The sequence below is a fragment of the Mycobacterium sp. NPDC003449 genome (assembly GCF_053588415.1).
In genome coordinates, this window is sequence record NZ_JBSFPX010000040.1 from 1 (window position 1) to 25,152 (window position 25,152).

The 25,152-nt window shown below is 68.8% G+C and carries 28 protein-coding genes; 11 read left to right on the plus strand and 17 right to left on the minus strand.

All coding sequences use genetic code 11. The features are described 5' to 3' along the window. A partial coding sequence (locus ACWDTP_RS13170) for a hypothetical protein (RefSeq protein WP_450020354.1) occupies positions 1-110 on the plus strand: 110 nt, incomplete at its 5' end. A gap of 4 nt (positions 111-114) precedes the next feature. On the opposite strand, the gene ACWDTP_RS13175 is transcribed toward ACWDTP_RS13170, so the two are convergent. From ACWDTP_RS13175 to ACWDTP_RS13185, 3 genes are all read right to left on the minus strand, one after another. After that, positions 115-1,023, minus strand: a complete 909-nt coding sequence (locus tag ACWDTP_RS13175) for a DMT family transporter (RefSeq protein WP_450020272.1) — start codon at positions 1,021-1,023, stop codon at positions 115-117. 104 nt (positions 1,024-1,127) lie between these two features. Continuing rightward, positions 1,128-1,421: a hypothetical protein gene (locus tag ACWDTP_RS13180; RefSeq protein ID WP_450020274.1), complete on the minus strand. Its 294-nt coding sequence runs from the start codon at positions 1,419-1,421 to the stop codon at positions 1,128-1,130. Between the two features lie 117 nt (positions 1,422-1,538). Further along, positions 1,539-2,258: a histidine phosphatase family protein gene (locus ACWDTP_RS13185; RefSeq protein WP_450020276.1), complete on the minus strand. Its 720-nt coding sequence runs from the start codon at positions 2,256-2,258 to the stop codon at positions 1,539-1,541. A gap of 69 nt (positions 2,259-2,327) precedes the next feature. On the opposite strand from ACWDTP_RS13185, the gene ACWDTP_RS13190 reads away from it, so the two are divergent. Then, positions 2,328-2,939, plus strand: a complete 612-nt coding sequence (locus ACWDTP_RS13190; RefSeq protein ID WP_450020278.1) for an O-methyltransferase — start codon at positions 2,328-2,330, stop codon at positions 2,937-2,939. Here ACWDTP_RS13190 and ACWDTP_RS13195 read toward each other — a convergent pair. After that, positions 2,923-3,756 (minus strand): AraC family transcriptional regulator, encoded by an 834-nt coding sequence (locus ACWDTP_RS13195; protein WP_450020280.1) that lies wholly within the window; start codon positions 3,754-3,756, stop codon positions 2,923-2,925. The two genes, ACWDTP_RS13190 and ACWDTP_RS13195, sit on opposite strands and share 17 nt — an antisense overlap. Positions 3,757-3,807: 51 nt before the next feature. Here ACWDTP_RS13195 and ACWDTP_RS13200 point away from each other — a divergent pair, with 51 nt between their 5' ends. The 4 genes from ACWDTP_RS13200 to ACWDTP_RS13215 all read left to right on the plus strand — a co-directional run bounded on the left by ACWDTP_RS13200 (position 3,808) and on the right by ACWDTP_RS13215 (position 7,414). Continuing rightward, entirely contained in the window at positions 3,808-5,070 is a 1,263-nt protein-coding gene (locus ACWDTP_RS13200; protein WP_450020282.1) for an amidohydrolase family protein, read from the plus strand. A 147-nt stretch (positions 5,071-5,217) separates the two neighbouring features. Continuing rightward, complete coding sequence (locus ACWDTP_RS13205; RefSeq protein WP_450020284.1) at positions 5,218-5,733, plus strand: WXG100 family type VII secretion target; 516 nt, start codon at positions 5,218-5,220, stop codon at positions 5,731-5,733. Further along, positions 5,730-6,878, plus strand: a complete 1,149-nt coding sequence (locus ACWDTP_RS13210) for an ESX-1 secretion-associated protein (protein ID WP_450020286.1) — start codon at positions 5,730-5,732, stop codon at positions 6,876-6,878. Before ACWDTP_RS13205 ends, ACWDTP_RS13210 begins: the two co-directional genes overlap by 4 nt. A gap of 35 nt (positions 6,879-6,913) precedes the next feature. After that, positions 6,914-7,414, plus strand: a complete 501-nt coding sequence (locus ACWDTP_RS13215; protein ID WP_450020288.1) for a hypothetical protein — start codon at positions 6,914-6,916, stop codon at positions 7,412-7,414. Between the two features lie 91 nt (positions 7,415-7,505). On the opposite strand, the gene ACWDTP_RS13220 is transcribed toward ACWDTP_RS13215, so the two are convergent. From ACWDTP_RS13220 to ACWDTP_RS13250, 7 genes are all read right to left on the minus strand, one after another. After that, positions 7,506-7,931 (minus strand): Rieske (2Fe-2S) protein, encoded by a 426-nt coding sequence (locus ACWDTP_RS13220; protein WP_450020290.1) that lies wholly within the window; start codon positions 7,929-7,931, stop codon positions 7,506-7,508. Between the two features lie 13 nt (positions 7,932-7,944). Then, positions 7,945-8,529, minus strand: coding sequence for a DUF6529 family protein (locus tag ACWDTP_RS13225; protein ID WP_450020356.1), 585 nt, complete (start codon positions 8,527-8,529; stop codon positions 7,945-7,947). 37 nt (positions 8,530-8,566) lie between these two features. Next, entirely contained in the window at positions 8,567-9,034 is a 468-nt protein-coding gene (locus tag ACWDTP_RS13230; RefSeq protein ID WP_450020292.1) for a hypothetical protein, read from the minus strand. Between the two features lie 78 nt (positions 9,035-9,112). Then, positions 9,113-9,598, minus strand: coding sequence for a hypothetical protein (locus ACWDTP_RS13235; RefSeq protein WP_450020294.1), 486 nt, complete (start codon positions 9,596-9,598; stop codon positions 9,113-9,115). Further along, the gene (locus tag ACWDTP_RS13240; protein ID WP_450020296.1) at positions 9,595-10,800 is read right to left on the minus strand and encodes a cytochrome P450; all 1,206 of its coding nucleotides are present in this window, start codon (positions 10,798-10,800) and stop codon (positions 9,595-9,597) included. Before ACWDTP_RS13240 ends, ACWDTP_RS13235 begins: the two co-directional genes overlap by 4 nt. A gap of 97 nt (positions 10,801-10,897) precedes the next feature. Continuing rightward, complete coding sequence (locus ACWDTP_RS13245; protein WP_450020298.1) at positions 10,898-12,637, minus strand: ABC transporter ATP-binding protein; 1,740 nt, start codon at positions 12,635-12,637, stop codon at positions 10,898-10,900. Beyond that, a complete protein-coding gene (locus tag ACWDTP_RS13250; RefSeq protein WP_450020299.1) occupies positions 12,634-15,207 on the minus strand; it encodes an ABC transporter ATP-binding protein/permease in 2,574 nt (857 codons plus the stop codon). Before ACWDTP_RS13250 ends, ACWDTP_RS13245 begins: the two co-directional genes overlap by 4 nt. Before the next feature lie 154 nt (positions 15,208-15,361). Here ACWDTP_RS13250 and ACWDTP_RS13255 point away from each other — a divergent pair, with 154 nt between their 5' ends. Together ACWDTP_RS13255 and ACWDTP_RS13260 are read left to right on the plus strand one after the other, a co-directional pair. Beyond that, positions 15,362-15,970, plus strand: a complete 609-nt coding sequence (locus ACWDTP_RS13255) for a TetR/AcrR family transcriptional regulator (protein ID WP_450020301.1) — start codon at positions 15,362-15,364, stop codon at positions 15,968-15,970. Continuing rightward, positions 15,967-16,623 carry an enoyl-CoA hydratase-related protein gene (locus ACWDTP_RS13260; RefSeq protein ID WP_450020303.1) on the plus strand — a complete coding sequence of 219 codons (657 nt, stop codon included), beginning with the start codon at positions 15,967-15,969 and terminating at the stop codon, positions 16,621-16,623. Before ACWDTP_RS13255 ends, ACWDTP_RS13260 begins: the two co-directional genes overlap by 4 nt. Here the strand turns inward: ACWDTP_RS13260 and ACWDTP_RS13265 are convergent, their stop codons facing one another. Beyond that, a complete protein-coding gene (locus tag ACWDTP_RS13265; RefSeq protein ID WP_450020305.1) occupies positions 16,624-17,268 on the minus strand; it encodes a TetR/AcrR family transcriptional regulator in 645 nt (214 codons plus the stop codon). Between the two features lie 105 nt (positions 17,269-17,373). On the opposite strand from ACWDTP_RS13265, the gene ACWDTP_RS13270 reads away from it, so the two are divergent. From ACWDTP_RS13270 to mhpA, 3 genes are read left to right on the plus strand one after another with little or no spacing between them, the layout of a single operon-like run. Beyond that, positions 17,374-18,450 carry a VOC family protein gene (locus ACWDTP_RS13270; protein WP_450020307.1) on the plus strand — a complete coding sequence of 359 codons (1,077 nt, stop codon included), beginning with the start codon at positions 17,374-17,376 and terminating at the stop codon, positions 18,448-18,450. After that, entirely contained in the window at positions 18,447-19,385 is a 939-nt protein-coding gene (locus ACWDTP_RS13275) for a fumarylacetoacetate hydrolase family protein (RefSeq protein WP_450020309.1), read from the plus strand. The genes ACWDTP_RS13270 and ACWDTP_RS13275 overlap by 4 nt, the downstream gene beginning before the upstream one ends. Beyond that, entirely contained in the window at positions 19,382-20,920 is a 1,539-nt protein-coding gene (gene mhpA / locus ACWDTP_RS13280) for a bifunctional 3-(3-hydroxy-phenyl)propionate/3-hydroxycinnamic acid hydroxylase MhpA (RefSeq protein ID WP_450020311.1), read from the plus strand. The genes ACWDTP_RS13275 and mhpA overlap by 4 nt, the downstream gene beginning before the upstream one ends. Here mhpA and ACWDTP_RS13285 read toward each other — a convergent pair. The 5 genes from ACWDTP_RS13285 to ACWDTP_RS13305 form a co-directional block, all read right to left on the minus strand. After that, entirely contained in the window at positions 20,871-21,176 is a 306-nt protein-coding gene (locus ACWDTP_RS13285; RefSeq protein ID WP_450020313.1) for a hypothetical protein, read from the minus strand. The two genes, mhpA and ACWDTP_RS13285, sit on opposite strands and share 50 nt — an antisense overlap. A gap of 95 nt (positions 21,177-21,271) precedes the next feature. Next, entirely contained in the window at positions 21,272-21,940 is a 669-nt protein-coding gene (locus ACWDTP_RS13290; protein ID WP_450020315.1) for a GNAT family N-acetyltransferase, read from the minus strand. Positions 21,941-21,996: 56 nt separating this feature from the next. Further along, positions 21,997-23,196, minus strand: a complete 1,200-nt coding sequence (locus ACWDTP_RS13295; RefSeq protein WP_450020317.1) for a Dyp-type peroxidase — start codon at positions 23,194-23,196, stop codon at positions 21,997-21,999. Further along, positions 23,189-23,686 carry a copper chaperone PCu(A)C gene (locus ACWDTP_RS13300; protein ID WP_450020319.1) on the minus strand — a complete coding sequence of 166 codons (498 nt, stop codon included), beginning with the start codon at positions 23,684-23,686 and terminating at the stop codon, positions 23,189-23,191. Before ACWDTP_RS13300 ends, ACWDTP_RS13295 begins: the two co-directional genes overlap by 8 nt. Beyond that, complete coding sequence (locus ACWDTP_RS13305) at positions 23,679-25,076, minus strand: PepSY-associated TM helix domain-containing protein (RefSeq protein ID WP_450020321.1); 1,398 nt, start codon at positions 25,074-25,076, stop codon at positions 23,679-23,681. Before ACWDTP_RS13305 ends, ACWDTP_RS13300 begins: the two co-directional genes overlap by 8 nt. Positions 25,077-25,152 lie beyond the last annotated feature (76 nt).

A 25,152-nucleotide genomic window follows, 5' to 3' on the forward strand; every position in this document is an offset into this window, starting at 1 on the left:
TCGACACCGGCGCGTCCATCGCGCCCTACAACCACTTCGAACTGGGCCAGCCGATCCTGACCGAATACGTCTGGGGCCGCCAGGTGGGGGAGAACACGATCAACCCTTGATCGGCTATTCGCCGACCGGGCCCACCGCCTTCGCCTCCAGTTCGGCCTCCAGGCTCGCCTCATAGGCTCCCTCGTCGCGGCCCAGCGCGACGGTGGCCGCGGCCATCGCCCCGATCGCGAACACCAGCGCGACCGGCTCCCACCCGGTGATGGACATGGACTCGCCGAGCACGATCGAACCCAGCACCACCGCCACGACCGGTTCGAGGACCAGCATCGTCGGCACCGAGGTCTGCAACGAGCCGGCATGGAACGCCGACTGCTGCAGCAGGGTGCCCACCACCCCGAGCAGCAGGACGAGGTAGAGGGCGGGGGTGGTCAGGGCGTCGAACAGGTCGCCTTCGGCGACCATGTGCATCACGATCTTGGTCAGCACCGCCACCACCCCGAACATCAGCCCCACCGCGACGGCCAGCAACACCGCCCGGCGCCAGTTGGTGCTGCGGGTGGCGGCCACCACGCAGAGCGTCACCGCCGCGGCACAGACCACCGTCACCAGGACCGACGTCGACACCGGAACCGAATAGTCACCGGTGCTGGCCCTGGCCAGCACGACGAATACGGTGAGCGCCGCGGTCAGGACCAACGCCCACACCCATTCGGCGCGGCTCACCCTGCGGTGCGCCAGGTGGGCGCTCATCGGCAGCGCGAACAGCAGCGCCGATACCAGCACCGGCTGCACCAGCAGCAACGATCCGAAACCCAGGGCCAAAGCCTGAAAGCCGTAACCGGCCACGGCCGCCGCGGTGCCCGCCCACCACAGTCTGCGCCGTAACAGGGTGCGCAGCATGACGGTGCTGACACCCTTCTCCGGGGGCACGTCCATGGTGGCCCGCTGCCGGACCACGATGCCGACCGCCGCGAAAACCGCGGCACACAGGGCGAACAGCACCGCAAGACCGTTGCCGAGCAAGCCTCGTCAACCCCTTTCGGGCCGGCGTTTTGGGCCTGCTCCGATCGGGAGGAGGCCAGTCCCCTCCAACCGTAGAGTGCCTGCGCCGGTTGCGCTGTCCCGGGTCAGACCACCTGCAGGTGGGGCCGGGACGGCTCGGCCGACGGTGTGGTGGGGCGGTCGGCGGGCGGTGGCGCGGGCGCGATCCGGTCGTTGACGGTGGCGACGGCGGAGTCGACCCTGTTCACGGCGTTGTCGCACAGATCGCGGACCCGGCCGCTGGCGGTCTCGACATCGTCGGCGGCGCTGCGCAGGTAGGCCCTGACACTCACCCGGAGACGTTCGCCCTTGTTGCGCATCCGTTGCCGCAGCCGCGAGTCGACCTCGACGGTGACGTATGGCAGCACTCGAAATCTCATATGCCCCGCTCCCATCTCCGATGTCATGGCTCACAGTAGCGCCGGCAGGCCGGAGTCGGCAGCCAGGCGTGATGGGCGACGCATACCCCAGCTTCGGAGAGCCAGATCACATTCGGGTCAGGACGGCACCGGGGTGCCATCCCAATCGACCAGCGTCCAACCGTCGGTCGGGTTGCCTTTCAGGACGACGGAGCCGGTGTTGCCGAGCGGATGGGTGCGCAGCAACGCCGGATCGGGATTCCTGACGTTCATGGCCACCCAGAGCATGATCGCGCCGCCGTGGGAGTAGGCGACGGGATTGTCCTCGCCGGTGTCGTAGATCTGGTGCACGGCCGAGTCGAAGCGGTCGTCGAATTCGTTGCCGTCCACCGAACCGGGAATCCGGGCGTTCCGGTCCCCCTGCAGCCACCGCTGCGGCGCGGTGAAGTAGGTGTCGGCCGCCCCCGCCTCGGGCCTGCCCTCGTACGCGCCCGCCTCGATTTCCCGCAGCCCGGCCAGCACCGTGACCGGTTCGTGCAGTGTGTCGGCCATCGGCTGGGCGGTCTGCTGGGTCCGGATCATCGTCGACGCGAAGATCCCGTCGTAGCCGTTGGGCGAGAGCGTGCGTGCGCTCTCGACCGCTTGACCGAGGCCCTTCTCGGTGAGCGCGGGACCTGGCGTCGAGGTGTCGATGAAACCCGATGCGTTGCCCGCGGATTGAGCGTGCCGGACGAGCGTCAGGGTGATGGTTCGGTATCCACCCGCGGCCGCCGTCGGCATCACGCCGAATCCGGCGGGCACCACGGCGATCATCGCGACGCACAGCAGCTGCACAGCTTTCGAGCGACCCATCTTCATCCCATCGCGCGTAGGTTCGTTAGCGTGACTACGCTTAACAATGACAGAGTCGCAGGCGCGTTGAACCGCATGTACGCCGCGTCCGCCGGACAGATCGAAAAACTCCGCCAGCAACCCCAAAGATTCGCCAACTTCTCGGAGGCCAGCGCTCAGGAGCGCGCGGATGCGCTCAGCGACATCTACATGCCGGTGACCCCGGAGGCGGGCCGCCTGCTGTATTCGCTGGTGCGGTCCGCCCGTCCGGCGATCGTGGTCGAGTTCGGCATGTCCTTCGGCCTGTCGGCGCTGCACCTGGCGTCGGCGGTGCGGGACAACGGAACCGGGCAGGTGTTCACCACCGAACTCAGTGCGGCCAAGATTGCCGCGGCCAAACAGACCTTCGCCGAGACCGGGCTGGACGACGTGATCACGGTGTTGGAGGGCGACGCCCTGCAGACCCTGAAATCGGTGACCGGCGATATCGGTTTCGTCCTGCTCGACGGCTGGAAAGAGCTGTACCTGCCCGTGCTGCGCGAGGTCGAACCCCGGCTGGTGCCCGGCGCGCTCCTGGTGGCCGACAACACGTCGATGGACGATACCCAGCCGTACCTGGACTATGTCCGCGACACCGCGAACGGGTATGTCAGCGTGCACTTTCCGGTCCGCGACAGCGACAGCATGGAGATCAGCTGCCGCTCGTAGCGCGCCGCCGGTAGGCCGACGGGGTCTCACCGCTGAACTGCGCGAAGCACCGGGTGAACGAGCTCAGGTTCTCGAACCCGACGGCGGTCGCGGTGGCCTGCACCGACTGCCCCGGTGCTGCCAACAGGGCCATGGCCCGCAGCATCCGGGCATGCAGAAGGTATGTGCGCCAGGACAATCCGAGGGTTTCGGCGAACAAGCGCCGCAGCGTGCGCTCGGACACCGCCACCGCACGGCTGACATCCTCGGCGGTCGCCGAGTCGAGGTGCGCCTTGGTGTAGGCCAGCGCCGCCGCCACGATCGGGTGCTCGGAGGTGGGCAGGCTCAGCGGCGCCTCGTGATCGAGCGCCTCGGCCACCAGATTGGCCAGGGTCGAGAAGAACCCGTCCGAGGTGTCATCGCCATGGGCCCGGTCGATCGGCCAGCGCAGCCCGTAGATCATCATCTCGCGAATCAGCGGTGACACCGCGATGATCCTGGCCCGGTCGCCGCCGGGGATCAGCCGCGGGTCGAACATCACCGCGACGGTCTTGACGTCGGGGTTCATCACCGCCTGATGCTCCAGGCCGGCCGGGATCCACGCGGCCTGCTGCGGCGGGAGCAGATAGTGCGCGGTGTCGGTCTCCACCTCGACCACGCCGTGCAGCGCGTACTCGATCTGGTGCACCTCGTGGGAGTGCCATCCGGTGATCAGGCCTTCGCCCTGGTAGAGGTAGCTGCCCGAGGGGGCCCGGCCGCCGCGCCGCAGCTCGATCACCGGCCTGCCGAGGTTGGCCGGTTGAGCTAAACCTCTGTCCGAAGGTGCAGAGACGGTCACGCTGTCCGAGGGTACTAGTTGAACTATGCAGGTGCGCACGCGAGGAGCAATATGAAAAAAGACGACCTGATCCTGGTGAGCATCGACGACCATGTCGTCGAGCCGCCCGATATGTTCCTGCGCCACGTCCCGGCCAAGTACAAGGACGAGGCCCCGATCGTCGTCACCGACGACAAGGGCGTCGACCAGTGGATGTATCAGGGCCGCCCGCAGGGGGTCAGCGGGCTCAACGCGGTGGTGTCCTGGCCGGCCGAGGAGTGGGGCCGCGATCCGGCCGGATTCGCCGAGATGCGTCCCGGCGTCTACGACGTGCACGAGCGGGTCCGCGATATGAACCGCAACGGCATCCTGGCCTCGATGTGCTTCCCCACCTTCACCGGATTCTCGGCGCGTCACCTCAACATGCACCGCGAGGAGGCGACGCTGGTGATGGTGTCGGCCTACAACGACTGGCACATCGACGAGTGGGCCGGGTCATACCCGGGCCGGTTCGTGCCGATCGCGATCATGCCGACCTGGAATCCCGAGGCCATGTGCCGCGAGATCCGCCGGGTTGCCGCCAAGGGCTGCCGGGCCGTCACCATGCCGGAACTGCCTCACCTCGAAGGACTTCCGAGCTACTTCGACGAGGACTACTGGGGCCCGGTGTTCCGGACCCTGTCCGAGGAGAACGTGGTGATGTGCCTGCACATCGGCACGGGCTTCGGTGCGATCTCGATGGCCAAGGACGCCCCGATCGACAACCTGATCATCCTGGCCACCCAGGTGTCGGCGATGTGCGCCCAGGATCTGCTGTGGGGCCCGGCGATGCGCAACTACCCGGACCTCAAGTTCGCCTTCTCCGAGGGCGGAATCGGTTGGATCCCGTTCTATCTGGATCGCAGCGACCGGCACTACACCAACCAGAAGTGGCTGCGCCGCGACTTCGGGGACAAGCTGCCCTCCGATGTGTTCCGGGAGCACTCACTGGCCTGCTACGTCACCGACAAGACCTCGTTGAAGCTGCGCCACGAGATCGGCATCGACATCATCGCGTGGGAGTGCGACTACCCGCACTCGGACTGTTTCTGGCCCGACGCGCCCGAGCAGGTGCTCGCCGAGCTGAACGCCGCGGGCGCGGACGATTCCGATATCGACAAGATCACCTGGGAGAACTCCTGCCGGTTCTTCGGTTGGGATCCGTTCCGGCACACCGCCCGTGACCAGGCCAACGTCGGCGCACTGCGGGCCAAGGGCGCCGACGTCGACACCTCGATCCGCCCGCGCGCCGAGTGGGCCCGGCTCTACGAGCAGCGCCAGCTCGCCAAGACCTGATCCCCTTCCCCCGCGAGCAGACACTCCGGTACCCCTAAACCGGCCATTTCGGGTACGCCCACGTCTGCTCGCCGTGAAAGTTTGATGCGCCTGCGGCCCCGATCCGTGAGTGACAATGTAGGCACTCACGCGAACGAGGGGTCGTGGATGCCGTACACGGTGTCGCAGGTACTGGGGTCTGACCCCGAGTCGCTGTCGGCTGCCTCCACCGAGGCGGCCCGCTCCGCCGAGCGGGTCGATGCGCAGATCGCCAACGCGCGCACACAATTCTCCGCCCTGGGTGCCGATTGGACCGGCACCGCGGCCGACGCCGCGCAGAAGCAGGGCCGCGAGATGCTGGCGGATCAGGGCGAATATCGCGACAAGCTGCGCGACGCGGCCGTCCCGCTGCGAGAGGGCGGCACGAAAATGGCCGAGTACCGCAGGCGCCTGAAGATGCGGGTCGACGCGGCCGAGGACTGGTGGGACGTCGCCGACGACGGTTCGGTCTCACCCGGCTTCTGGCTCCGCCAGTTCGCCGGTCTGTCCGATGTGAACGCCGTGACGGTCGAATCCCGCCGGATCCCGATCGAGTGTGACATCAAGCTGCTTCTCGCCCAGTTCGAAGCCGCCGACAAGGACACCGCCTACAAGCTCCGCAAGATCGGTTGGGACCTGGCATGACCGCGGGCCTCGGGGTGACCGTCACGTCGCTGCGCGAGACCGCGACCGGGTTGGACGGCCTGGCGAGTGGGCTCTACAACGACGGCGGTGGCCCGATGCTGGCAGCGGCGGCCGGGCCGGTTTCCGGATTGGACACCGGGGCGGCGTGCCGCGAGGTCGGGGACGCGTTTCTGCGGCGGGCCCAGGTTCTGGGGGACGGCGCATCCGCATTCGCCGGCCGGCTGAGCTCGGCGGCAACCCTGTACGAGCGGGGCGACAGCGAGGCCGCCGAACGCATCGAGTTCGACCCGCCGGAGGCAGAAGAGAAGGAGACCGGCGACGATCCCGGCGAGCCCGGCTACGACCCGGTCGACGAATACGAAGCAGCGCTGCGCGACGCCGGCCTGCTCGACGGCCCGAAACCCGACGGTTTCTACCGGGAGTGGCTGCGGAACGCGTCCGACAACGACGTACCGCCCGAGGTCATCGTGGACATCGCCCGGCGCCAGCACATCACCCCCCAGAGCTTCGATGTCCTCAAGGGTTCCGAACGGGTCACCGACAAGGACGGAAAGTCGTTCTTCCTGCTCCCGAAAGGCCTATCCGCCGAGCAGTCGCGTAAGGCCGCACTCATGACCTACGTCCTCAACGCCGGTACCGACTATGCGAAAGGCAATCCCGACAACGACTTCGCCGAGACCCCGTATTCCGCCGACGAGATACAACGGATCGTCGATCGACAGAGCGCGAACGGTTGGAGCTACGGGCTGGCCGAACATTTCGATGGACGGTTGACCACTACACCGAACGGCATGCTGATGGGACTGGGCGGCGACCTGCTCGACGATCAACTGAGTCAGCAGGCCGGTTCGACCGCGGGCGATGTCTTCCTGGTCAACATCGACAACCCGGCCGACCCGGCCCAGACCCTTCGCAGCATGATCGGATCCGGCCAGATCTGGTACAGCGACAGTGCGCCGTCGGGCTCGACCATCGATCTCGATCGGATACTTCATCACGAGGAGCGGCATTCCCAGCAGTGGGCCGATCTCGGATTCACGGACATGGTCGGCGACTACGGCCTCAAGATGATCGAAGAGAGGCTCACCAGCGTGCGCAATCCGTTTGAAACCAACGCCGGAGCCTCCGACGGCGGCTACCCGTGATGCGGATCGGCGCGATCCTCTGCACGCTCGTCACAATGCTCGCCATCTGCGGCTGCGACCCCCTTGGCAAGCAGCGGTATCGCCCACCGTCCAAGCCGCCGACGGTAGGAGTCCGGATCATCGACGGAGAACTGCGTATCTGGACGGGCTCACCGTGCCCGGGCACTACCGAGGTCTATCTGGTCTTCGATATGGGCCAACCCGACGCCCCGGCATTGCAGCTGACCGCACCCGGTCCCGGAGTCCGAGTCGAATATCTGACCGTCGGTGACCCTTATCCGGGTTTCGATATCGCCCGGGCCCTACCGCCCGACTTCGACTGGCACACCGCCGAAACCCTGTACGTCTCGATTTCGGGTCCACCCGCGGCGTGGAACGTCACGATCGACCTCGCCGATGCCCTGGACGGTTCCGCACAGCACCCCGACGATACCTACTGGTTCCAGGGTTTCGGCTGGCTCGACCCCGCCGAGGTCGCCGCCCAGAACGGCGAGAAGTTCCTCACCCTGTGCACGCCCGACCCCGCCGGCGGATGATCCCTCGACAGTTTCCCCGCGCGTCCCCCCGCGAGCAGACACTCCGGTACCCGTAAACCGGGATTTTCGGGTACGCTCACGTCTGCTCGCCCTACTTCAGGGTGATCGAATCACCGTCTACCGCAATGGCCTTGGTGTCCAGTGGCCGCTTGGCCGGCCCCTTGGCCACGGTGCCGTCCAGATTGAACCTGCTGCCGTGGCACGGGCAGTTGATCGACGCGCCCACCACCTCCGACACCGTGCATCCGGCATGGGTACACACCGGTGAGAACCCCTTGAAGGTGCCCGCGGTGGGCTGGGTGAGCACGACGGCCCGCTCCCCCGAACCGACGATGACGCCGGATCCGACGGGCACGTCGGCGGTCTTGGCGAGCGGCTGAACCGGCGCCGCGGCGGGAGCCGACGTCGCGGCCGGCTCGGTTGCCGGCGGCTTGCCGTAGGTGGCGCATCCGGCGACTGTGCTTGCGGCCAGGGTGATTCCGGTTCCGACCAGGGCTTGACGACGGGAGAAGAACATGCGGGTCGACCTTTCAGAAGGTGAGGCCGGTGGTGTCGAAGAACCACAGGGCCGAGGTGAGCCAGACGTAGACAAGGACGAAGAACAGCAGCCCACCGATGACCGGAATCACCCAGGGCTTAACGTTTTTGCGGGTCAGCAGCATCATCTTGGTGACGAAGACACCGTAGAAGAAGCACCCGAACAGCGAATGGAACAGCACCCGGGTCTCGCCGGACTGAAAGCCGAGTGCGTACAGGCAGTGCACCGCGACCGGCACGCTGGCCAGCACCGCCAGGCGCCCGGACCACACATGCGCCGGGACGATCCACGACGGCGCCCGCCCGCTCGGCGTCAGCCGGTACATGACGAATGCCGACACCAGCTGGAAGATGGCCAGCGTGACGGCCAGGGTGGCCAACCAGGATTTCACCGCGGTGCCGCTGGAGAATCCGGCGATGCTGACCGAGAAGAACTGCGGGTCATGGATTTTCCCGAATGCCCCGAGCGCGACGGCGACCGCCGCGCCGACCAGGACAGGCACCAGGATGGCCAGGGTTCCGCCGCGGGAGACCACGGGTGCCGGCCGGGTCGGTTCGGTGGCCCCGGTGCCGACCACGGGCGCGGGCCGGGTCGGTGCGGCGTTGAAGTCGGGTTCAGAAGACACTTGTGGTCCCCGGCACGGCGGTGAATTTCCAGCTCTTCTCGCCGATCTTCAACTCGCCGACGATCGTGTTGCCCTGGTGACGGCCCTGCAGGCTACTGGCTTTGTCGGCGCTGGCGAGCTTCAGCACGCCGCCCTTCGAGCTGCCGGACAGCCAGGTCTCGATGCCCTTGTTGTCGCACGCATAGGCCCTGGCGGTGTCCCCGGTGACCCGGATCTCCAATCCGAGGTTGCCGGCCTTGGTCGGGATGTCGGCGACGAAATCCTCGCGGGGACCGAACGGCACCGCCGCGGCCACGCTCGGGGTGGGTGGTGCGGCAGGCGCGGCGGCAGGCGCTGGGGCGGTGGCCGCGGCGGGCTGCGGTGCGGCGGTGTCCCCCTGGTTGGCGTTGACCAGGAATATCCCGGTGCCCAGCGCGGCGGTGGCGGCGATGGTGAGGATGGGTCCTTTGATCTTCATGCCGACGAGCATGCGCGCGGCCCGGGTGGCGCCGCTTGGAGAAAGTGTGGAGATCGCGTGGAGATCGGCGGCCCGGGTTCAGGCGTGCAGCGCGGCCCGCTGCGCGACGTCGACGCAGGCGAACCGCTCGGTGACGCCGATCTCGGCGACCTCGACCCCGGCCGCGGCGAGGGCTTCGGCTTTGAAGGCACGCCCGGCAGCGCTGAGCCGGTGCTCGAACGTCCGCCCCGGCTCGGGTGAGCGCCCCCAGACCAGCACCTCGGTGGGGCGCGACGACTGGCCGTCGTCGTCGGGGCGGTACAGATCGGCGTCGACGGCGAGCACCCAGCGATCGTCGTCGTCCGGACCGGTGCCGGTGCCGTCGTCATCGCCGTCGACGATTGTGGCACCCAGGATCCGCACCGGACCGGCATCGGCGTTGTCGCGCAACGCAACCGTCACCCGCCAGCCGCCCATCACCCGGTCACAGATCAGGCCCGCGACGTGTGCGGCCACATCCGCGGCATCCCGCGCGATGACGTGCAGGCGGTAGACGGTCGGCCCGCCCTGGGCGGCCCCCCTCATCGCCGCACCCGTACCGGGACGTGCGACCAGCCGGCGACGTTCTGCATGCTGACCCGTTCGCAGCGGTCCCAGTCGACGTCGTAGCGGGGCATGAAGTCCAGCAGCTTGTCCAGGGCGATGGTGCATTCCAGCCGGGCCAGCGCCGCACCAAGGCAGCTGTGGATGCCGTAGCCGAAGCCGAGGTTCTGCGCCTCGGTGCGGTCCCGGTCGATGTCGAAGACGTCGGCATCCGTCCAGGCCTGCGGATCCCGGTTCGCCGAGCCGCCGACCAGGAACACCGGCTTGCCCTCGGGGATGGTGACACCGTGCAGGTCGATGTCGCGCAGCGACCGCCGCACGTTGTACTGGGCCGGCGCCTCGTAGCGCAGCAACTCCTCGATGGCGGCGCCGATCTTGCCGCGGTCTTCGCGCAGCATCTGCCACTGCTCGGGGTGGCGGGCGAACGCCACCGCGGCGGCACCGATCAACTTGGTCACGGTCTCGGCGCCCGCTCCACCGAGAAGTGTTGCGAAACCGGCGATCTCGGAGTTACGCAGGCGGGTCGTCCGACCGTCCTCGCGTTCGATCTCGGCGGCCACCAACCGGCTGATCATATCGTCGCGAGGCTCGGCCCTGCGTTGCTTGATCAGGTCGTGATACATCATCCAGGTCTGCGCGATGCCCTGCACCCCGGCCTCCGACATCTCGATCTGGCCGGGCTCGCGGTGCAGCTGGGTGTCGATCCAGAGCCGCACCTGCTGTCGATGCTCGGGTGGCACACCGAGCATGGTCGCGATGACCTCGACCGGGAAGTACGCCGAGAAGTCCGACACCACGTCGAATCGGTCGGGGTCGACGGCGTCGAGATAACGCACGATCTGCTCCTCGACGGTGTCGTGCAGGGCCGCGATCGCTCTGGGCGTGAACACCTTGTTCACCAGGCTGCGCAGGTGGCGGTGCTCGGGTGGGTCGAGCGAGATGATCATCTTCGCCGGTGCCTTCTGCCCGGTCCGCACCATCGCGAGATCGACCCCGTAGGCCGACGAGTAGGTCTCGAAATCCTTGAACGCCGCGGCCACATCGGCATGGCGGGTCAGCGCGTAGAAGTCGTACTCCGCGCTGTAGTACACCGGCGCTTCCCGGCGCATCCGCCGATAGGTCTCGTACGGACCATTGAAGAAATCCGCCGAGAACGGATCGAACACCAGCTGTGCCGTCGCCACGTGACCTCCTACCCGCATGGTCGACACCTTTGCGGGACGCCTAACTGTAATAGTTACAGTAGCGGAGCTCAACTAGCCGCGCGGCTAGGCCGGGGGGTCAGTGGGTGATCTGCCAGCCCGCGGCCTCACCCTGCTGACGCCAGAACTCGCCGAAGCGGCCCTCCGCGGCCAGCAGCTCGTCGATGCCGCCGTCCTCGACGATCCGGCCACCGTCGAGAAACAGCACGCGGTCCGCATTCCGGATGCTCGCCAGCCGGTGCGCGACGATCACCCGGGTCCGTCGTTGCAGGTCAGCGGTCAGAGCGTCGACCACGGCGGCCTCGTTCTCGGTGTCGAGCGCACTGGTCGCCTCGTCGACGAGCAGCACCGGCGCGGATTTCACCAGCGCGCGGGCGATGCTGACCCGCTGGCGTTCCCCGCCAGACAGCGCCGACCCGGCCTCGCCGACCCTGGCCGCATCGCCGTCGGGCAGCCGGCCGGTGAGCTCGTCCACCCGGGCCAGCCGGACCGCCCCGGCCAGCCGTTCGGCGTCGGCATCGGGATCGCCCACCATGATGTTGTCCCGGATCGAGCCGTCGAACAGATAGGGCTGCTGGAACACCACGCTCGTTGCGGCCCTGCGTGTTTCGGCACTGAGCGAGGCGGCGTCGACACCGTCGATCAGGACCCGCCCCGCGGTGGGCTGGTACAGTCCCGCGATCAGCGACAGGATCGTGCTCTTACCCGATCCGGACGGCCCCACGATCGCGGTGGTGCCCCCTGGCTCGAGCACGAAGCTGACCTGATCGAGCACCGTGACGTCGCCGTAACCGAAACTGACGCCGTCGAACTCGATGCGCGGCGCCGACGCCGGATCGGCCAGGCCCGCGGCACCCGAGGTCAGCCCGGGCGCACCGAGGACCCCCCGGATCCGGTCAAGTGTGGCCCTGGTCGATTCGATCGCGGGCGCCAACTCGCTGAGCGCGGTGAACGGTTCGAGGTAGCGGGCGATCACCACGATCAGCGCGATCGCCTCGGGACCGCTGAGCGTCCCGCGCACGGTCAGCACCGTGGTCATACCGGCCAACAGGATCAGCGCCAGCTGGCTGGCCAGGCTGAACAGCAGCTGTCCCGGGATCTGCATGGCCAGCAGCCGGATACCGGCGCCGTGCTGGGTGGCCAGCGCCCCGCCGACCAGGCTGCGGGCCGGCTCCACCCGCCGCGCGGCGCGCAACGCCTGCTGGGTGCGGGCGAATTCGATGATCCGCTCGGTGAGGGCGCTGTTGGCCTCGTCGGCGACGGCGTCGGCCCTGCGGCTCAGCCGGCCCGAACCCCACAGCGCACCGAGCAGCACCACCAGTCCGGCCAGCGCGGCCAGCCCGAGCGGCGGCGACACCGCGACCAGGGCCAGGGCGATCGCCGCGGGCAACAGCACCGCGCCGATCAGCGGGGTCAGCAGGTTGACCACCAGGCCCACCAGTTCCGGTCCGGTCGACGCGATGGCCTGGCGCGCGGTGGCGGTGTTCGCCCCGCTCTGGCCGGCCAGCCACTCCAGCCGGATCAGGGGCAGCCGGTCGGCCACATCGTGCTGGGTGTTGTCGAGCACCGCGAAGCCGAGATCGAAACCGAGACGCGATGTGGCGGAGTCCACGACCCAGCCGGCCACCGTCGCCGCGGTCAGCCACCCCAGCCACGGCCAGGCGTCGGAGGGTGTCGCGCTGAACAGCGCGGCCACCAGCGGCACCAGCAGCACCGTGCCCGCGGCCCGGATCAGCACCGAGACCAGCGTCAGGACCGAGTACAGCGTGAGCCTGCCGCGCATCGCGGCGGGAATCAGGGCGATCAGCGTGCGGATCATCGGCCGGCCTCCACGACGGCGACGGTGTCGCGGCGGCCGGTCTCCCACAGCTGTTGGTAGCGCCCGGCCCCGGCCAGCAGCTGTTCGTGGGTTCCGGATTCGACGATCCGGCCGGCCTCCAGCACCACGATCTGGTCGGCGTGGGTGATGGTGTGCAGCCGGTGTGCGATCACCAGCACGGTGCGGTCCTTCGTCAGCCGGTTGAGGGCCTGCTGCACCAGGTATTCGGATTCGGGATCGGCGAAGGCCGTGGCCTCGTCCAGGATCAGCACCGGGGTGTCGGCGAGGATCGCCCTGGCGATGGTGAGGCGCTGACGCTCACCGCCCGACAGGGCCGACGCCGCGCCGAGCACGGTGTCGTAACCGTCGGGCAGGCGCAGGATCCGGTCGTGGATCTGGGCGTCGCGGGCGGCCTGCTGGATCCGGTCGAATCCGGCGTCCGGATCGGCCAGCGCGATGTTCTCGGCGACCGTCCCCTGGACCAGCTGGGTCTCCTGCAGCACGAACCCGACCTGCCGGTACAGCTCGTCGGCGCTCAGGGTGCGGATATCGGTGGCGCCCAGCCGGATCGCACCCTGGTCCACATCGTAGAACCGGGCCAGCAGCGCGGCCAGTGTCGATTTGCCGGACCCGGACGGCCCGACCAGCGCGGTGACGGTGCCGGGTTGCAGCGTCAGCGAGACGTCGCGGATCACCGGCACACCCGGGCGGTAGCCGAAGCTGACGTGGTCGAACTGGACGGTGCCCGCGACCGTGGTGCCAGCGCGCGCCGGATCGGCGTCGACCTCGAGCTCGGCCTCGTCGAGCGTGGTCTGGATGCGGCGCGCGGCCAGCATGCCGTCCCGGATCCCGCCGAGGCCGTATCCGACACCGAGCAGCCGCACCCCGAATGTGGTGCCCAGCAACAGGAACGGCAGCAGATCCACCGGGTCCATCGCGCCGCCGGCGATCAGCGGGGTGCCGACGGCGGCGATCAGCCACAGGAAGGTGCCGGGCCGGGTCACCAGATCCATCAGGGACTTCTTACCGGTGAACGGCCGCTGCCAGGCCACCAGGAAGGCGATGTACTCGTCGAGCCTGCGCCGGAAGCTCGACGACGCCGCGCCGCCGAACACCCGCACCACCGGCTGACCTTCGAGATAGGCACCGGCCTCGCCGTTCATCCGTTCCGCCCACCGCGCGGCCTGCGCGATGCGCGGACCGGATTGGATCGTCATCACCGACATCAGGACCAGGTAGGTGAGCACCGGGATGAACAGCACCAGCGCCACCCGCCAGTCCACCACGAACAGGTAGACCAGCACCGCGACCGGGGCGACGACGGCCGCGACCGCGTCCGGGATGGCGTGGGTGACCAGGTAGTGCAGCGACAGCGTGTCGTCCTGCACCAGTTGTTTGACGCTTCCCGAGCCGCGGGCGGTGAACCAGCCCAACGGAAGTCGCGACATCTTGGTCAGCAGCCGGGTCCGCAGATCGCGGGCGAATCCGGCGTCGATCCAGTGCAGCCACAGGGTGAGCGCGGCCGCCAGGAAGGTGCCGGTGCCGAGCAGCCCGATCGCGGTCAGCCCCAGCGTCCACAGCCGCTCGGAGCCCGCATCCGACAACAGCAACCGGGACAGCTCCACCAGCAGCACGAACGGCGCCAGCTGCACCAGCGTGATGATCGCGTGCAGCACACCGGAGACGATGAGCCGGTTTTTCAGCGGTGCCAGCAGCCGACCGGCGGCCTGGGCCCGCCAACTTCCCCGCGCGGCCGCCTGCGGCGCCTTGGCCACCGGTTCCGGTGCCGCAACGGGATCGGGTGTGGCGGCGGGTGTCTCGTTGTCCTCGCGTTTGGTGCCCATCGCACGGCCGTCGGTCCAGTAGGCCTGCGCGTGCAGTTCGGACTTGGGGAACCCGAATTCGCCTCTGAGCCGGTTGCGCAGATGCTTGAGCGAACCGGCCTCCGGCGTCACCCAGCAGTACCAGTTCGACCAGTCCCGGTTCTCGACGGCCGCCGCCAGCGAAGTGGTGTCCGCGCGCTCGACCCAGTGCAGGTTCATCCGCGGATGTTCGGCGATCGGGATCAGCAGATCGCTCTCGTGGTGGCGTTCGAGGTACACCTCGATCGGGATGTCGTCGGGGACGATTCCGATGATCCCGTTGATGGCCGGGGTGGCCGCGGCGTCGCCGATCAGCAGGTACCCGGCGGGACGCTCCTCGGGGATGCTGAACCCGGGCGACCCCAGCGTCATCACCGGGACGGTGTCGCCCGGCACCGCCGACCTGGCCCATTTCGATGCCGGACCGGACGGTTCGTGCAGGACGACGTCGATGGTGAAATGCCCGGTGTCGACCTCGGGCTCGGTCATCGTGTACGCACGCTGGAATTCGGTCTTCGAGCCGTCCGGATCGGGCACCCAGAACCGCAGGTAGGACGTCGGCTCGGCGACATGGTCTTCGAACAGCGTTGGCGAGACCATCCGGATCCGGAGCAGGTTCGGCGTCACCTGCTCGGTAGCGACCACGGTGGCCCGGTGGTCGCGGGCCCCGAAGCCGCGCATCATCACGCCCTGGAAGCCGCGCGCCATCAGCGGTCCCCCACCAGGGCGGTCGGATCCGCCACGATCTCAGCAAAAGCCACGCCAACCTCCCAGTCACCTACTCGGACAAACTAAGGGTTGCCTTACCAAACGTCAACCGGCGACTTCAGTAAAAGAGCAATCGCTCTGTTATTGTGGCCGGGTGCCCCGCCCCCGCATCTACGACCCGGACACCGTCCTGGACGCCGCCGAGTCACTGGTCGTGGCGTCGGGTCCCGCCGCCGCCACGGTCCGGGCGGTCAGCGAGGCGGTCGGCCAGTCCAACGGCGCGCTGTACCACAGCTTCGGCTCCAGGGCCGGCCTGCTGGGCCGGGTCTGGCTGCGGGCGGGACGGCGATTCCTGGACGTACAACGCGAATTGGTGACTGCCGCACGTCCCGGAGTCGACGCGATCGCCGCCGCCGCGCAGGCCCCGGCCGTCTTCGCCGAACACTTCCCCGCCTCGGCCACGCTGCTGCTGCTGATCCGCCGTGACGAGGTGCTCGACGAGACGCTGCCCGGCGATCTGTCCGCCGAACTCGACGGCCTGCAAGGGCTTCTGGTTGAGCAGATGGTGCACCTGGCCGCCGGCGCCTGGAACCGCGGGGACCGCGCCGCCGTCGATACCGTCACAACCTGCATCGTCGACCTGCCAACCGCGATTCTGTTGAACCGCAACCGAATCGCCGACCCCACCGCTCGCGCACACCTCGACGCGGCCGTACAGGCCGTACTCACGATCGGCCCGGCACCACAGAAGGGAACACCATGACACCGACCCTGGACTACGACGGCGAGATCGCCATCCTCGACCTCGGCGACGACGAGAACCGCTTCTCACCCGAGTTCCTCGATGCGGTCGGGGCACATCTCGACGCCGTCGTCGACAGGGGCGCACACGGGTTGGTCACCACCGCCGACAGCAAGTTCTACTCGAACGGCCTGGATCTGGATTGGCTTGCTGCACACAGCGATCAGGGCACCGAGTACGTCGGCCGGGTCCAGGGGCTGCTGGCCCGTTTCCTGACGCTGCCGATCCCGACCGCGGCGGCGGTGGTCGGCCACGCCTTCGGGGCCGGGGCGATGCTGGCGATGGCGCACGACTTCCGGGTGATGCGGGCCGACCGCGGCTACTTCTGTTTCCCCGAGGTCGACATCCGGATCCCGTTCACCCCCGGGATGGCCGCACTCATCCAGGCCAAGCTGACCCCGCGGGCCGCGGTGGCGTCGATGACGACCGGGCGCCGGTTCGGCGGACCCGATGCCGTGGAGCACGGGATCGTCGATGCGACCGCCGCCGAGGGCGGGGTGACGACGGCTGCCACCGACCTGCTGCGCCCACTGGCCGGTAAGGATCCGGGCACGCTCGGGGCGATCAAGCAGGTGATGTTCGGTTCCACAGCGCGGGCGCTGCAAACCCCGTAACTAGTCAGGCGCGTCGAGGTCCGGGAGCGGCCTGCGGCAGACGGCCGCGGCCTCGTCGGCAGGCACCCCGAACATCCGCAGCAGGTCCTCGGTGACCCGGTCGGCGGCCGCCGCGTCGTCACGCTCCGGCTGATCGCGCAACAGCCGGCCCAGGCCCAGCAGCGCCCCGGCCGCGACCGCGAGCGCGAGGTCAGGATCGTCGACCGTGAACCGGCCGGCCAGGGCGGCCGCGGCGATATCGCGACGCGCCCTCGGCGCCAGGCCGCGGGCGGATGCGACCAGTTGCAGCCCGCTGGCCAGCATGATCTGGCTCTCCTGGGGTCGCCTGCGAAACAGCCTGCCGGTCAGCCGGAAACTGCGGGCGAACACCTCGGCCGGGTCGTCCAGATCCTCGGTGAGCCGGTCCAGCAGGGCGCCGTGGGCGTCGAGCACATCGCAGACGGCGGCGTCGAACAGCTGCTCCTTGCTGTCGAAATGGTTGTAGAACGAGCCCATCCCCACGTCGGCGGCCTGGGTGATCTCCAGTACCGGCACGTTCAGCTTGCCGTCGGCGATGAAGGACTGCGCGGCGCGGACCAGCGCGGCCCTGGTGCGCTGCTTGCGGCGCTCCAGCCGGCTGACCGGGGCTTCGGACGGCTCACTCACAGTGTCTCAGGCTAACAGGTCGTCTTCAGTTTTGATGATTTCGTCAGAAATTATTGACTGACGGCAGCGTCGTATGTGACGATTTCGTCAGCTGAAGGAGGAGTGATGGACCCCCACCCGGGCAGGGCCCCGAATCCGGTCATCAAGGTGCACGATCTCGCGTGGCTGGAGTTCGAGAAACCGGACCTGGTCCGGGCCGAGGCGTTCGCGGCCGACTTCGGGTTCGGCATCGCCGCACGCACCCCGGCCGAACTCCGGCTGCGTGGCGCCGATCCGGGTGCACCGTGTGTGCTGATCCGGCCCGGTGCCCGCTCCCGGTTCACCGCGGCGGCGTTCACCGCGGCCGACGAGGCCGATGTGCACAGGCTCGCGCGGCACACCGGCGCCGCCGTGCGGGCGCTGCCCGAATCGCTCGGCGGCATCGCGGTGGATCTGGCCGACCCCGGCGGCCTGCCGGTGCGCGTGGTGGCGGGCACCCACCGACTCCCGGCCCGACCCGGCCAGCGGCCGCATGTGCTCAACGTCGACCACGATCTCGCCCGCACCAATGCGACCCAGCGGCCGCCCCGGACCCCCGCCACGGTGCAACGCCTCGGGCATCTGGTGCTGCAGACCACCCGCTACCGCGAGACCCTCGACTGGTATCTGGACCATCTCGGGCTGATCGTCAGCGACTTCCTGTTCTTTCCCGGGCAGCGCGACCGCGGGCCCACGATGAGCTTCATCCGTTGCGACCGCGGGATGACCCCGGCCGACCATCACACCCTGGCGTTGGCCCTCGGGCCGGCGAACCGCTACCTGCACTCCGCATTTCAGGTGTGTGACCTCGATGCGCTGGCCGCCGGCGGTCAACATCTGCGCGACCTCGGCTATCACCGGTCCTGGGGCATCGGCCGTCACATCCAGGGCAGCCAGCTGTTCGACTACTGGCGTGACCCGGACGGCTTCCTGGTCGAACATTTCACCGACGGCGACATGTTCGACTGCACCGTGACCCCGGAGTGGGCGCCGTTCACCGCGTCGGGACTGGCGCAGTGGGGTCCGCCGGTCAGTCGCGACTTCCTCGGCACCGACCCCAGATCACTACCCCACCAAGCCCGTTCGATGCTCACAGCGCTGCGCGGCAGCAACGAATTCGACCTCAGCCGACTCGTCGGCCTGATGAAAGTAGCCCAGTCATGACCTTCTCCATCCTCCGCACCCCCGAAAACTGGTGGCTGAACACGGCTTCCGGCGCCACCCGGATCGCCACCTCCGCGACCACCACCGCCGGGTTGCTGGCCGACCGCGAGGCCGTAGCTGCCGCGGCGGCGGGTACCGACACCGTGCCGGTGGACTCCCTGACGTTACTGTCCCCGGTCACCAGACCGTGCCGGGTGGTGGCCCAGATGACCAACTACATCTCCCACGTCCGCGACGCCGGAATGGATCCCGGCAGCGTCCCGCTGACCTTCTTCCGCAAATCCTCGGCCTCGATCACCGGGCCGCACGACGATATCGTCAAACCCGCCCATGTGCGCCTGCTCGACTACGAGGTCGAGATCGGGTTGGTGCTCGGCCGCGACATCCCGGTCGGCTCAACGGTATCGGCGGACAACCTCGGCGATTACATCGCCGGTCTGGTGGTGACCAACGATGTGTCGGCCCGCGACATCCAGCTCCCGCAGACCCAGTTCTACGAGGCCAAGTCCTATCCGGGCTTCACCCCCGTCGGCCCCGCGCTGGTCCTGCTCGACGACGACGAACTCGCCCGGTTCGACGAGCTCCGGCTGCGGCTGAGCGTCAACGGCGAAGTGCGCCAGGACATGCGGGTGGGCGGTGACATGTTGTACCGGCCCGCCCAGGCGCTGCGATCCCTGGCCCGCTTCCAGGATCTGGCCGCGGGCGATCTCATTCTCACCGGCACGCCGGTGGGTACCGCGTTGAGCGCACCGCCCAAGCCGCTCGAGATCATCGGCTCATTGCTGCCGCCCGCGGTGAAGTGGAAGGTGTTCTTCAAACGCCAGGCCGCCAATCCGCGCTATCTGCACCACGGTGACGTGGTCGAGGCCGCGGTCGCCACCGACGACGGTGCGATCGACCTCGGGCGCCAACGCAACACGGTGCGTTTCGGGTGACCTCGGTCGTCCTCGTCGGCGCCGGGCCGACCGGGGTCCTGGCCGCCACATTGCTGGCGTCCTACGGCGTGGACTGTGTGCTGTTGGAGCGCTGGCCCGAGGTGTACCGCAGGCCGCGCGCCGTTCACCTCGATGACGAGATCTATCGCATCCTGGCCCGGATCGGTGTCGCGGACGGATTCGCGGCGATATCCCGGCCCGCGGCCGGCTTACAGCTGCTCGGTCCCGACCGCCGCGTGCTGGCCCGATTCACCCGCGAGCCGGCCGGCAAACATGGCTTCCCCCAAGCCAATATGTTCGACCAGCCCGAACTCGAGGCGCTGCTGCGGACCAACCTGCAACGGTTTCCGCAGGCCCGCCTGCGGACCGGCGTCGAGGTCACCGGGTTCGCCCGGATCGGCACCGACCGGGTCGCCGTGGACTTCGTCGATCGCGGCACCGGGACCGCCGAACGCATCGAGGGCGACTATCTGCTGGCCTGCGACGGCGCCAACAGCGTGATCCGCCGGACGCTCGGCGTGCCGATGACCGATCTGCGGTTCGAGCAGCGCTGGCTGGTGGCCGATATCAGGTGTGCCGACGACCTCAATCAGTGGGACGGGGTCCATCAGGTGTGCGACCCGGTCCGGGCCGGCACCTATATGCGGATCGGAGAAGACCGGTACCGCTGGGAATTCCGGCTTCTGGCCGGCGAATCCGCCCAGCGGTACGAGACGCTCGACGACCTGCGGCCGCTGATCGCGCCATGGGTGGGTGCGGCCACCGGCCTGGAGTTGGTGCGGGTCGCCGAGTACACCTTCCGGGCCCGGATCGCCGAACGCTGGCGGGACGGCCGGGTGTTTCTGCTCGGCGACGCCGCCCACCTGACCCCACCGTTCATCGGGCAGGGGATGGGCGCGGGCCTGCGGGATGCGTTCAACCTGTGCTGGAAGCTGACCGCGGTGCTCGCCGGTGACCTGCCCGCCGCCGTCCTCGACAGCTACGAGGAGGAACGAAAACCACACGCCCGCAAGTTGATCCGCGTCGCTCTTGCGGTCGGATGGGCGATGACCGCGGGCGGCCGGTTCGGCGACGCGGTACGCGGGGCGCTGCTGTCGTGGGCCGGGCGAACCCCCGGCCTGCGGAACCGGCTGCGCAACGGCGCCAGCCCGGCGTTACCCGCATCGGCGCTGGTGCACCGGCCTGGGTCGGGGCTGGCGGGCACGTTGTGCCCGAATTACCTGATGGCCGACGGGAACCGCGTCGACACCAGACTCGGCGACGGGTTTGCGGTGATCACCACCACGCCGCCGTCGGCACCCGAGCATGCCGCGCTGTCGCGCCGCGGCGCCGTGGTGGTCGTCACCGACCCGGCCGATGAGCTGGGCCGGTGGCTGCGCGCCGGACGCGCGAAAGCCGCGATCATCCGGCCGGACCGCACCGTGATGCGGGCCGGCCCGGATGCCGCAGCGCTCTATCGGGTAGTGCCGACGTCAGCGGGCTTGGTCAGTTACCCCACCCGCGCTGGCCGTCCCAGCCACCGCAGATGCCGTTGAGGCAACCGTGACCCCAGCCGCCCTGGGCCGGGTTCCAGCCACCGCAGCCGTTCCAGCCGGGGCCGCTGTCGCAGCCACCACCGCCACCGGCGTCGCCGCCGCCGACGGGGTCGGCCAGGATGACCTGGCTGGTTCCGGGCATTTCGTTGACAGTGGACGGCGCGTCGGCGAGCAGCATGGCTGTCGGTGCGACTGCAATCGCCGCTGCGGCTCCCGCTACGAACACTGGTCCCATGAGTTTTCGTATGGTTAGCATGACTCCATAATCCTCCGCTGTGAGCCTGCTGCCAAGTAATTTGTGAGCGCTGACACCAGTTTTCGTCAAAGACGCTGGTGAGCGCGCCGACGCTGCTACCCGGGTGGCGTGGCGCCGGGGGCGCGGACCACCATCGGCACCGCGGGGAAGTACGAGGCCATCTCCGACCGGCATTTACGCAGCGCGGCCGTCCCGTAGCCGCGCTTGCGGAAATCCGGATGCACCCAGATCCGGACGTTCACCTCGCCACCGACGAGTTCGCCGAAAACCATGCCGACCTTGTCGGCCCCCTCGATGGCCACGAACCAGGCCGCCTCCTCCGCCGTCACCCGGGCCAGCGCCGCGCTGATCTCATCGTCGATCTCGGCGGCCGGCGCGCCCGATCCGTCGCCGGACGCACCCACATCGGTAGTACGGGCAACGAAGATGTCGCGGTCGGTGTCCGCGGAGAACGGGCGCAGCTCCAGCGTCTCGCCCGAACTGGCCGGACGCTCCTGGGCGGTGAAACTGAGTTGGCTGTTCAGGTCGTCGAGCTCGGCGGCGATGCGCCGCCGCGACTCCTTGGTGATCTGGTCGAAGGACAGGCCGACGACCGCCTCGGCCGCCGGATGCGAGGTGCCGAGCAAGGCCGCCGTCGCATCGACGGCGGCCTTACGATCATCGGCCTCCACGATCACGTCGAGCAGTTCATGTCGCCGATTGAGGGCGTCGAGCAGAGCGTCGGCGATCTCACGTCGGGCCGCGGCCTTGTCCAGATCGGTCATGCTGTCGAGGGTAGATCAGCAACCGTCGGGTCGCCGCCCGCTTCGCACTCCCGTGATCAGCCGCCCAACAGCGCCTGCCCCAGATGACCGTCCGGCCCGGTGACACCCGGCAACACCACGAACACCGCGGAACCGATGGCGGTAGTCCACTGGTTGAGGGCGTCGAATTCGGCCAGTCTGCGCTGCACCGGCAGGAACTGCGCGTCGATGTCGCGTTGACAGGTCACGAAGATCAGCCCGCTGTTCGAGGTCTGCCCCGGTTCCGGTGGATCGTCGTAGTTGTACGGCCTGCGTAGGAACCGCTCCCGGTCGGTGCGGTGGTGCGCCAGCGCGATATGCGAGTTCTCCGGGATGACCGGAATACCGTTGTGCGACATCCCGAAATCCGGTGCGTCGGTTTCCCGTTCACCGGTCAGCGGGGCACCGGTGTCCAGCCTGCGACCCACGGTGAACTCCTTGCTCGGCCGATCCAGCTCATCCCAGGTGTCCAGCCGCATCGCGATCCGCCGGATCACCATCAGGGTGCCCCCGGTCAGACCGGCATCCACCTCATCGCCGGTCCACACCAGGTCGTCGAACTCATCGGGTGCCAGGTTGACCGTGCCGTCCACCTGGCCCATGAGGTTGCGCATCGACGTGCCCCGCTCGTCGGCGCCACGCGCGCCGCGAAACCCGGCCTGCCGCCAGCGCTGCACGGTCATCGACCGGACGTTCTTGGCCAGCACCCGGTTGGCGTGTGCGACGGTCACCGGATCATCGGCGCAGATCTGTACCAGCAGATCGCCACCGGACCACCGGTCCTCGAGCCGGTCGGCCGCGAACGCCGGCAGGTCCCTGGCCGATGGCGGCCTGACCGACCCGAGCCGGTCCAACAGCGCGCCGCCCAGGCCCACGGTGATCGTGAGCCGGGCCGGCCGCATCGCCAGTTCCGGCTCGGTATCGGCCAGGGCGGGGATGCCGCCGGTCAGCCGGGCCGCGTCGGCGGTCCACAGCCGCAGGATCGCGGCCACGGTATCGCGTTCGCTACGACCGGCCACCGGTTTGAGGTCGAACGCGACGAACACCGCATGCGATTGCGGCGCGGTGGCGATGCCGTGCTGATGGATGCCGTGGAACGGTTCGACGTCGGCTCCGAAGGCCGGGGCCGCCGACTGCGCGGTACCGCACTGGGTGACTGCCGCGCCCGCGGCCAGCGCGGCGGCGCCTCCGGTGAGGAGACGCCGCCGGCTGACCGCGAGCCGGGAACGATCAGCCATGATGACCCTGCGGTGCCGAGGGTTGGTAGTTCTCGTCACCGCCGGCGGCGTCGCGGACCTGTGCGGTGACGGGAAGTGTCGAGCCGTCCTCGAACACCACGGTGACCTCGACGTCGGCGCCCGGCGCCAGCGCCGTCCTCAGGTCCATGAGCATCAGGTGATCGCCACCGGGTGCCAGCTCGTGACTACCGTCTGCCGGGATGGTGAAACCGCCCGGTTTCGGCCGCATCGTCTTCGATCCGGCCGAATCCGCGACCACCTCGTGCAATTCGACCATGCCCGCGGCCGGTGAATTGGCGGACACGATGTGGGCGTCGTGGTGACCCGAGTTCTGGAACGTACCGAACACCGCCGTCATCCCGGTGTCGGCGGCACTCACCCACTGGTCGGCGATCGAGACGGTCGTCGCCATCTTCTCGTCCTGGTGCGACGCCGCGCATCCGGCCAGTGCCAGGGCCGCGAGCCCGAGAATGATCGTCGACCTAGACATTCGCGTCTCGCTTCCGCAACGCCACCACGGCGTCGACGATCAGGAAGGCCAACAGGCTCAGCCCGAACAACGGCAGACACCACCCGATCACGACCGCCACGGCCACCACGGCGGCGATCGCCCGCGGAGGGAGTCGGCGGATCGCCCCGCGCAGCGGGGGGCGGCCGAGCGCCCAGGAGGATCCCCTGGTCGGACGACGCTGCCACCACATCCGGTAGCCGCGCAGGATGACGGTGATCAGACCGATCGCGGTGAGCGCCAACACAATCTGGTTGGCGATCCCGAACAGCAGACCCATATGGGCCTCGATGGTCCACTCGGTGAGCTTGGCCAGCAGCGGCCAGTCCGCGAAGTTCACCCGATCGGTGATCTGCCCGGTGTCCGGGTCCACCGCGATCGAATCGTAGCGGGTCGGCCAATCACGTTTGCGCTCAGATACTTTCCAGGCCTCACCGGGCTCGGCCGGGGGATACATCCACATCGGTCCGGCCAGTCCGGCCTTCTCCGCCGTCTGCAGCACGGTGTTTGCGCCGTGCAGGTTGGTCTCCCCGCCCGCGTGCCCGTGATGTGGTGTGGCCGCGGTGGATGCGCCGGCCAGTGCGGTTTCGACGCTCGGCGCCGCGGTGTCGAGCTGGGTCTGGATCTTGTTGACCGTCTCACCCGCGTAGCGCGACCAGGTGATGCCGGATACCGAGAGGGCCAACAGCACCAGAATCGCCCAGACCCCGACGGCCGCGTGCCACGACATCGTGCGGCGCCGGCCGCTCGCCGAGCGGTCGGGTACGGCCAGCGCGCGCAGCCTCGCGGCGTCCCTGCGCTGCAGGACCCACAGCGCCACGCCGGCCAGGGCGATCACCCACATCCAGCTGGCCGCGAGTTCGCTGTAGTTGCGGCCCACCGCGCCGAGGTGCAGGTTGCGGTGCAGTTCGTCGAACCAGGACCGCAGCGGCATCCACATGCCGTAGGTGGTCAGGGCGCCGCGAACCTCACCGGTGTAGGGGTCGACGAACACCGTGCGGGAGTAGTCGGGCGGCACGTCACCCGTGGCGGGATCGACGGCCAGGCTCACCTGGGTGGTCTCATCGGGCCCGGCGGGTGGCCGGACACTCTCCACGGTGCCCTCCGGATGGGCGGCGCGCACCGCGGCGATCTGGTCGGCGAGCGGGATGCGGTGCTCACCGACGTGGTCGACGGTGAGCTCGTGGCGGTAGACCATGGTGTCGATCTGCGGGATGAGCGCGTAGAGCAGCCCGGTGACGGCGGCGATCAGGATGAACGGGCCGATGAAAATGCCCGCATAGAAGTGCAACCGGATCAGCAGCGGACGGATGGCGTGCGGTTTGGCGGGTGGGGACTCGGTGCGTAGTTGGTCGTCAGGGGTTGTGGTCATGGAAATGCCTTCGTGTGAGGGATGCGGGCGCGCAGGCGCGCAACGGGTAACTGCCCGCCGGGTGCCGACGGGCTCG

Bases quoted from the DNA above. Each gene is read 5' to 3' on its own strand.
- ACWDTP_RS13190 (WP_450020278.1), top strand. From the start codon at position 2,328: ATGTACGCCGCGTCCGCCGGACAGATCGAAAAACTCCGCCAGCAACCC.
- ACWDTP_RS13270 (WP_450020307.1), top strand. From the start codon at position 17,374: ATGGACCCCCACCCGGGCAGGGCCCCGAATCCGGTCATCAAGGTGCAC.
- ACWDTP_RS13200 (WP_450020282.1), top strand. From the start codon at position 3,808: ATGAAAAAAGACGACCTGATCCTGGTGAGCATCGACGACCATGTCGTC.
- ACWDTP_RS13285 (WP_450020313.1), bottom strand. From the start codon at position 21,176: ATGCTAACCATACGAAAACTCATGGGACCAGTGTTCGTAGCGGGAGCC.
- ACWDTP_RS13245 (WP_450020298.1), bottom strand. From the start codon at position 12,637: ATGATCCGCACGCTGATCGCCCTGATTCCCGCCGCGATGCGCGGCAGG.
- ACWDTP_RS13180 (WP_450020274.1), bottom strand. From the start codon at position 1,421: ATGAGATTTCGAGTGCTGCCATACGTCACCGTCGAGGTCGACTCGCGG.
- ACWDTP_RS13260 (WP_450020303.1), top strand. From the start codon at position 15,967: ATGACACCGACCCTGGACTACGACGGCGAGATCGCCATCCTCGACCTC.
- ACWDTP_RS13305 (WP_450020321.1), bottom strand. From the start codon at position 25,076: ATGACCACAACCCCTGACGACCAACTACGCACCGAGTCCCCACCCGCC.
- ACWDTP_RS13235 (WP_450020294.1), bottom strand. From the start codon at position 9,598: ATGAGGGGGGCCGCCCAGGGCGGGCCGACCGTCTACCGCCTGCACGTC.
- ACWDTP_RS13205 (WP_450020284.1), top strand. From the start codon at position 5,218: ATGCCGTACACGGTGTCGCAGGTACTGGGGTCTGACCCCGAGTCGCTG.
- ACWDTP_RS13185 (WP_450020276.1), bottom strand. From the start codon at position 2,258: ATGAAGATGGGTCGCTCGAAAGCTGTGCAGCTGCTGTGCGTCGCGATG.
- ACWDTP_RS13210 (WP_450020286.1), top strand. From the start codon at position 5,730: ATGACCGCGGGCCTCGGGGTGACCGTCACGTCGCTGCGCGAGACCGCG.
- ACWDTP_RS13220 (WP_450020290.1), bottom strand. From the start codon at position 7,931: ATGTTCTTCTCCCGTCGTCAAGCCCTGGTCGGAACCGGAATCACCCTG.
- ACWDTP_RS13275 (WP_450020309.1), top strand. From the start codon at position 18,447: ATGACCTTCTCCATCCTCCGCACCCCCGAAAACTGGTGGCTGAACACG.
- ACWDTP_RS13230 (WP_450020292.1), bottom strand. From the start codon at position 9,034: ATGAAGATCAAAGGACCCATCCTCACCATCGCCGCCACCGCCGCGCTG.
- ACWDTP_RS13290 (WP_450020315.1), bottom strand. From the start codon at position 21,940: ATGACCGATCTGGACAAGGCCGCGGCCCGACGTGAGATCGCCGACGCT.
- ACWDTP_RS13295 (WP_450020317.1), bottom strand. From the start codon at position 23,196: ATGGCTGATCGTTCCCGGCTCGCGGTCAGCCGGCGGCGTCTCCTCACC.
- ACWDTP_RS13300 (WP_450020319.1), bottom strand. From the start codon at position 23,686: ATGTCTAGGTCGACGATCATTCTCGGGCTCGCGGCCCTGGCACTGGCC.
- ACWDTP_RS13250 (WP_450020299.1), bottom strand. From the start codon at position 15,207: ATGGCGCGCGGCTTCCAGGGCGTGATGATGCGCGGCTTCGGGGCCCGC.
- ACWDTP_RS13215 (WP_450020288.1), top strand. From the start codon at position 6,914: ATGCTCGCCATCTGCGGCTGCGACCCCCTTGGCAAGCAGCGGTATCGC.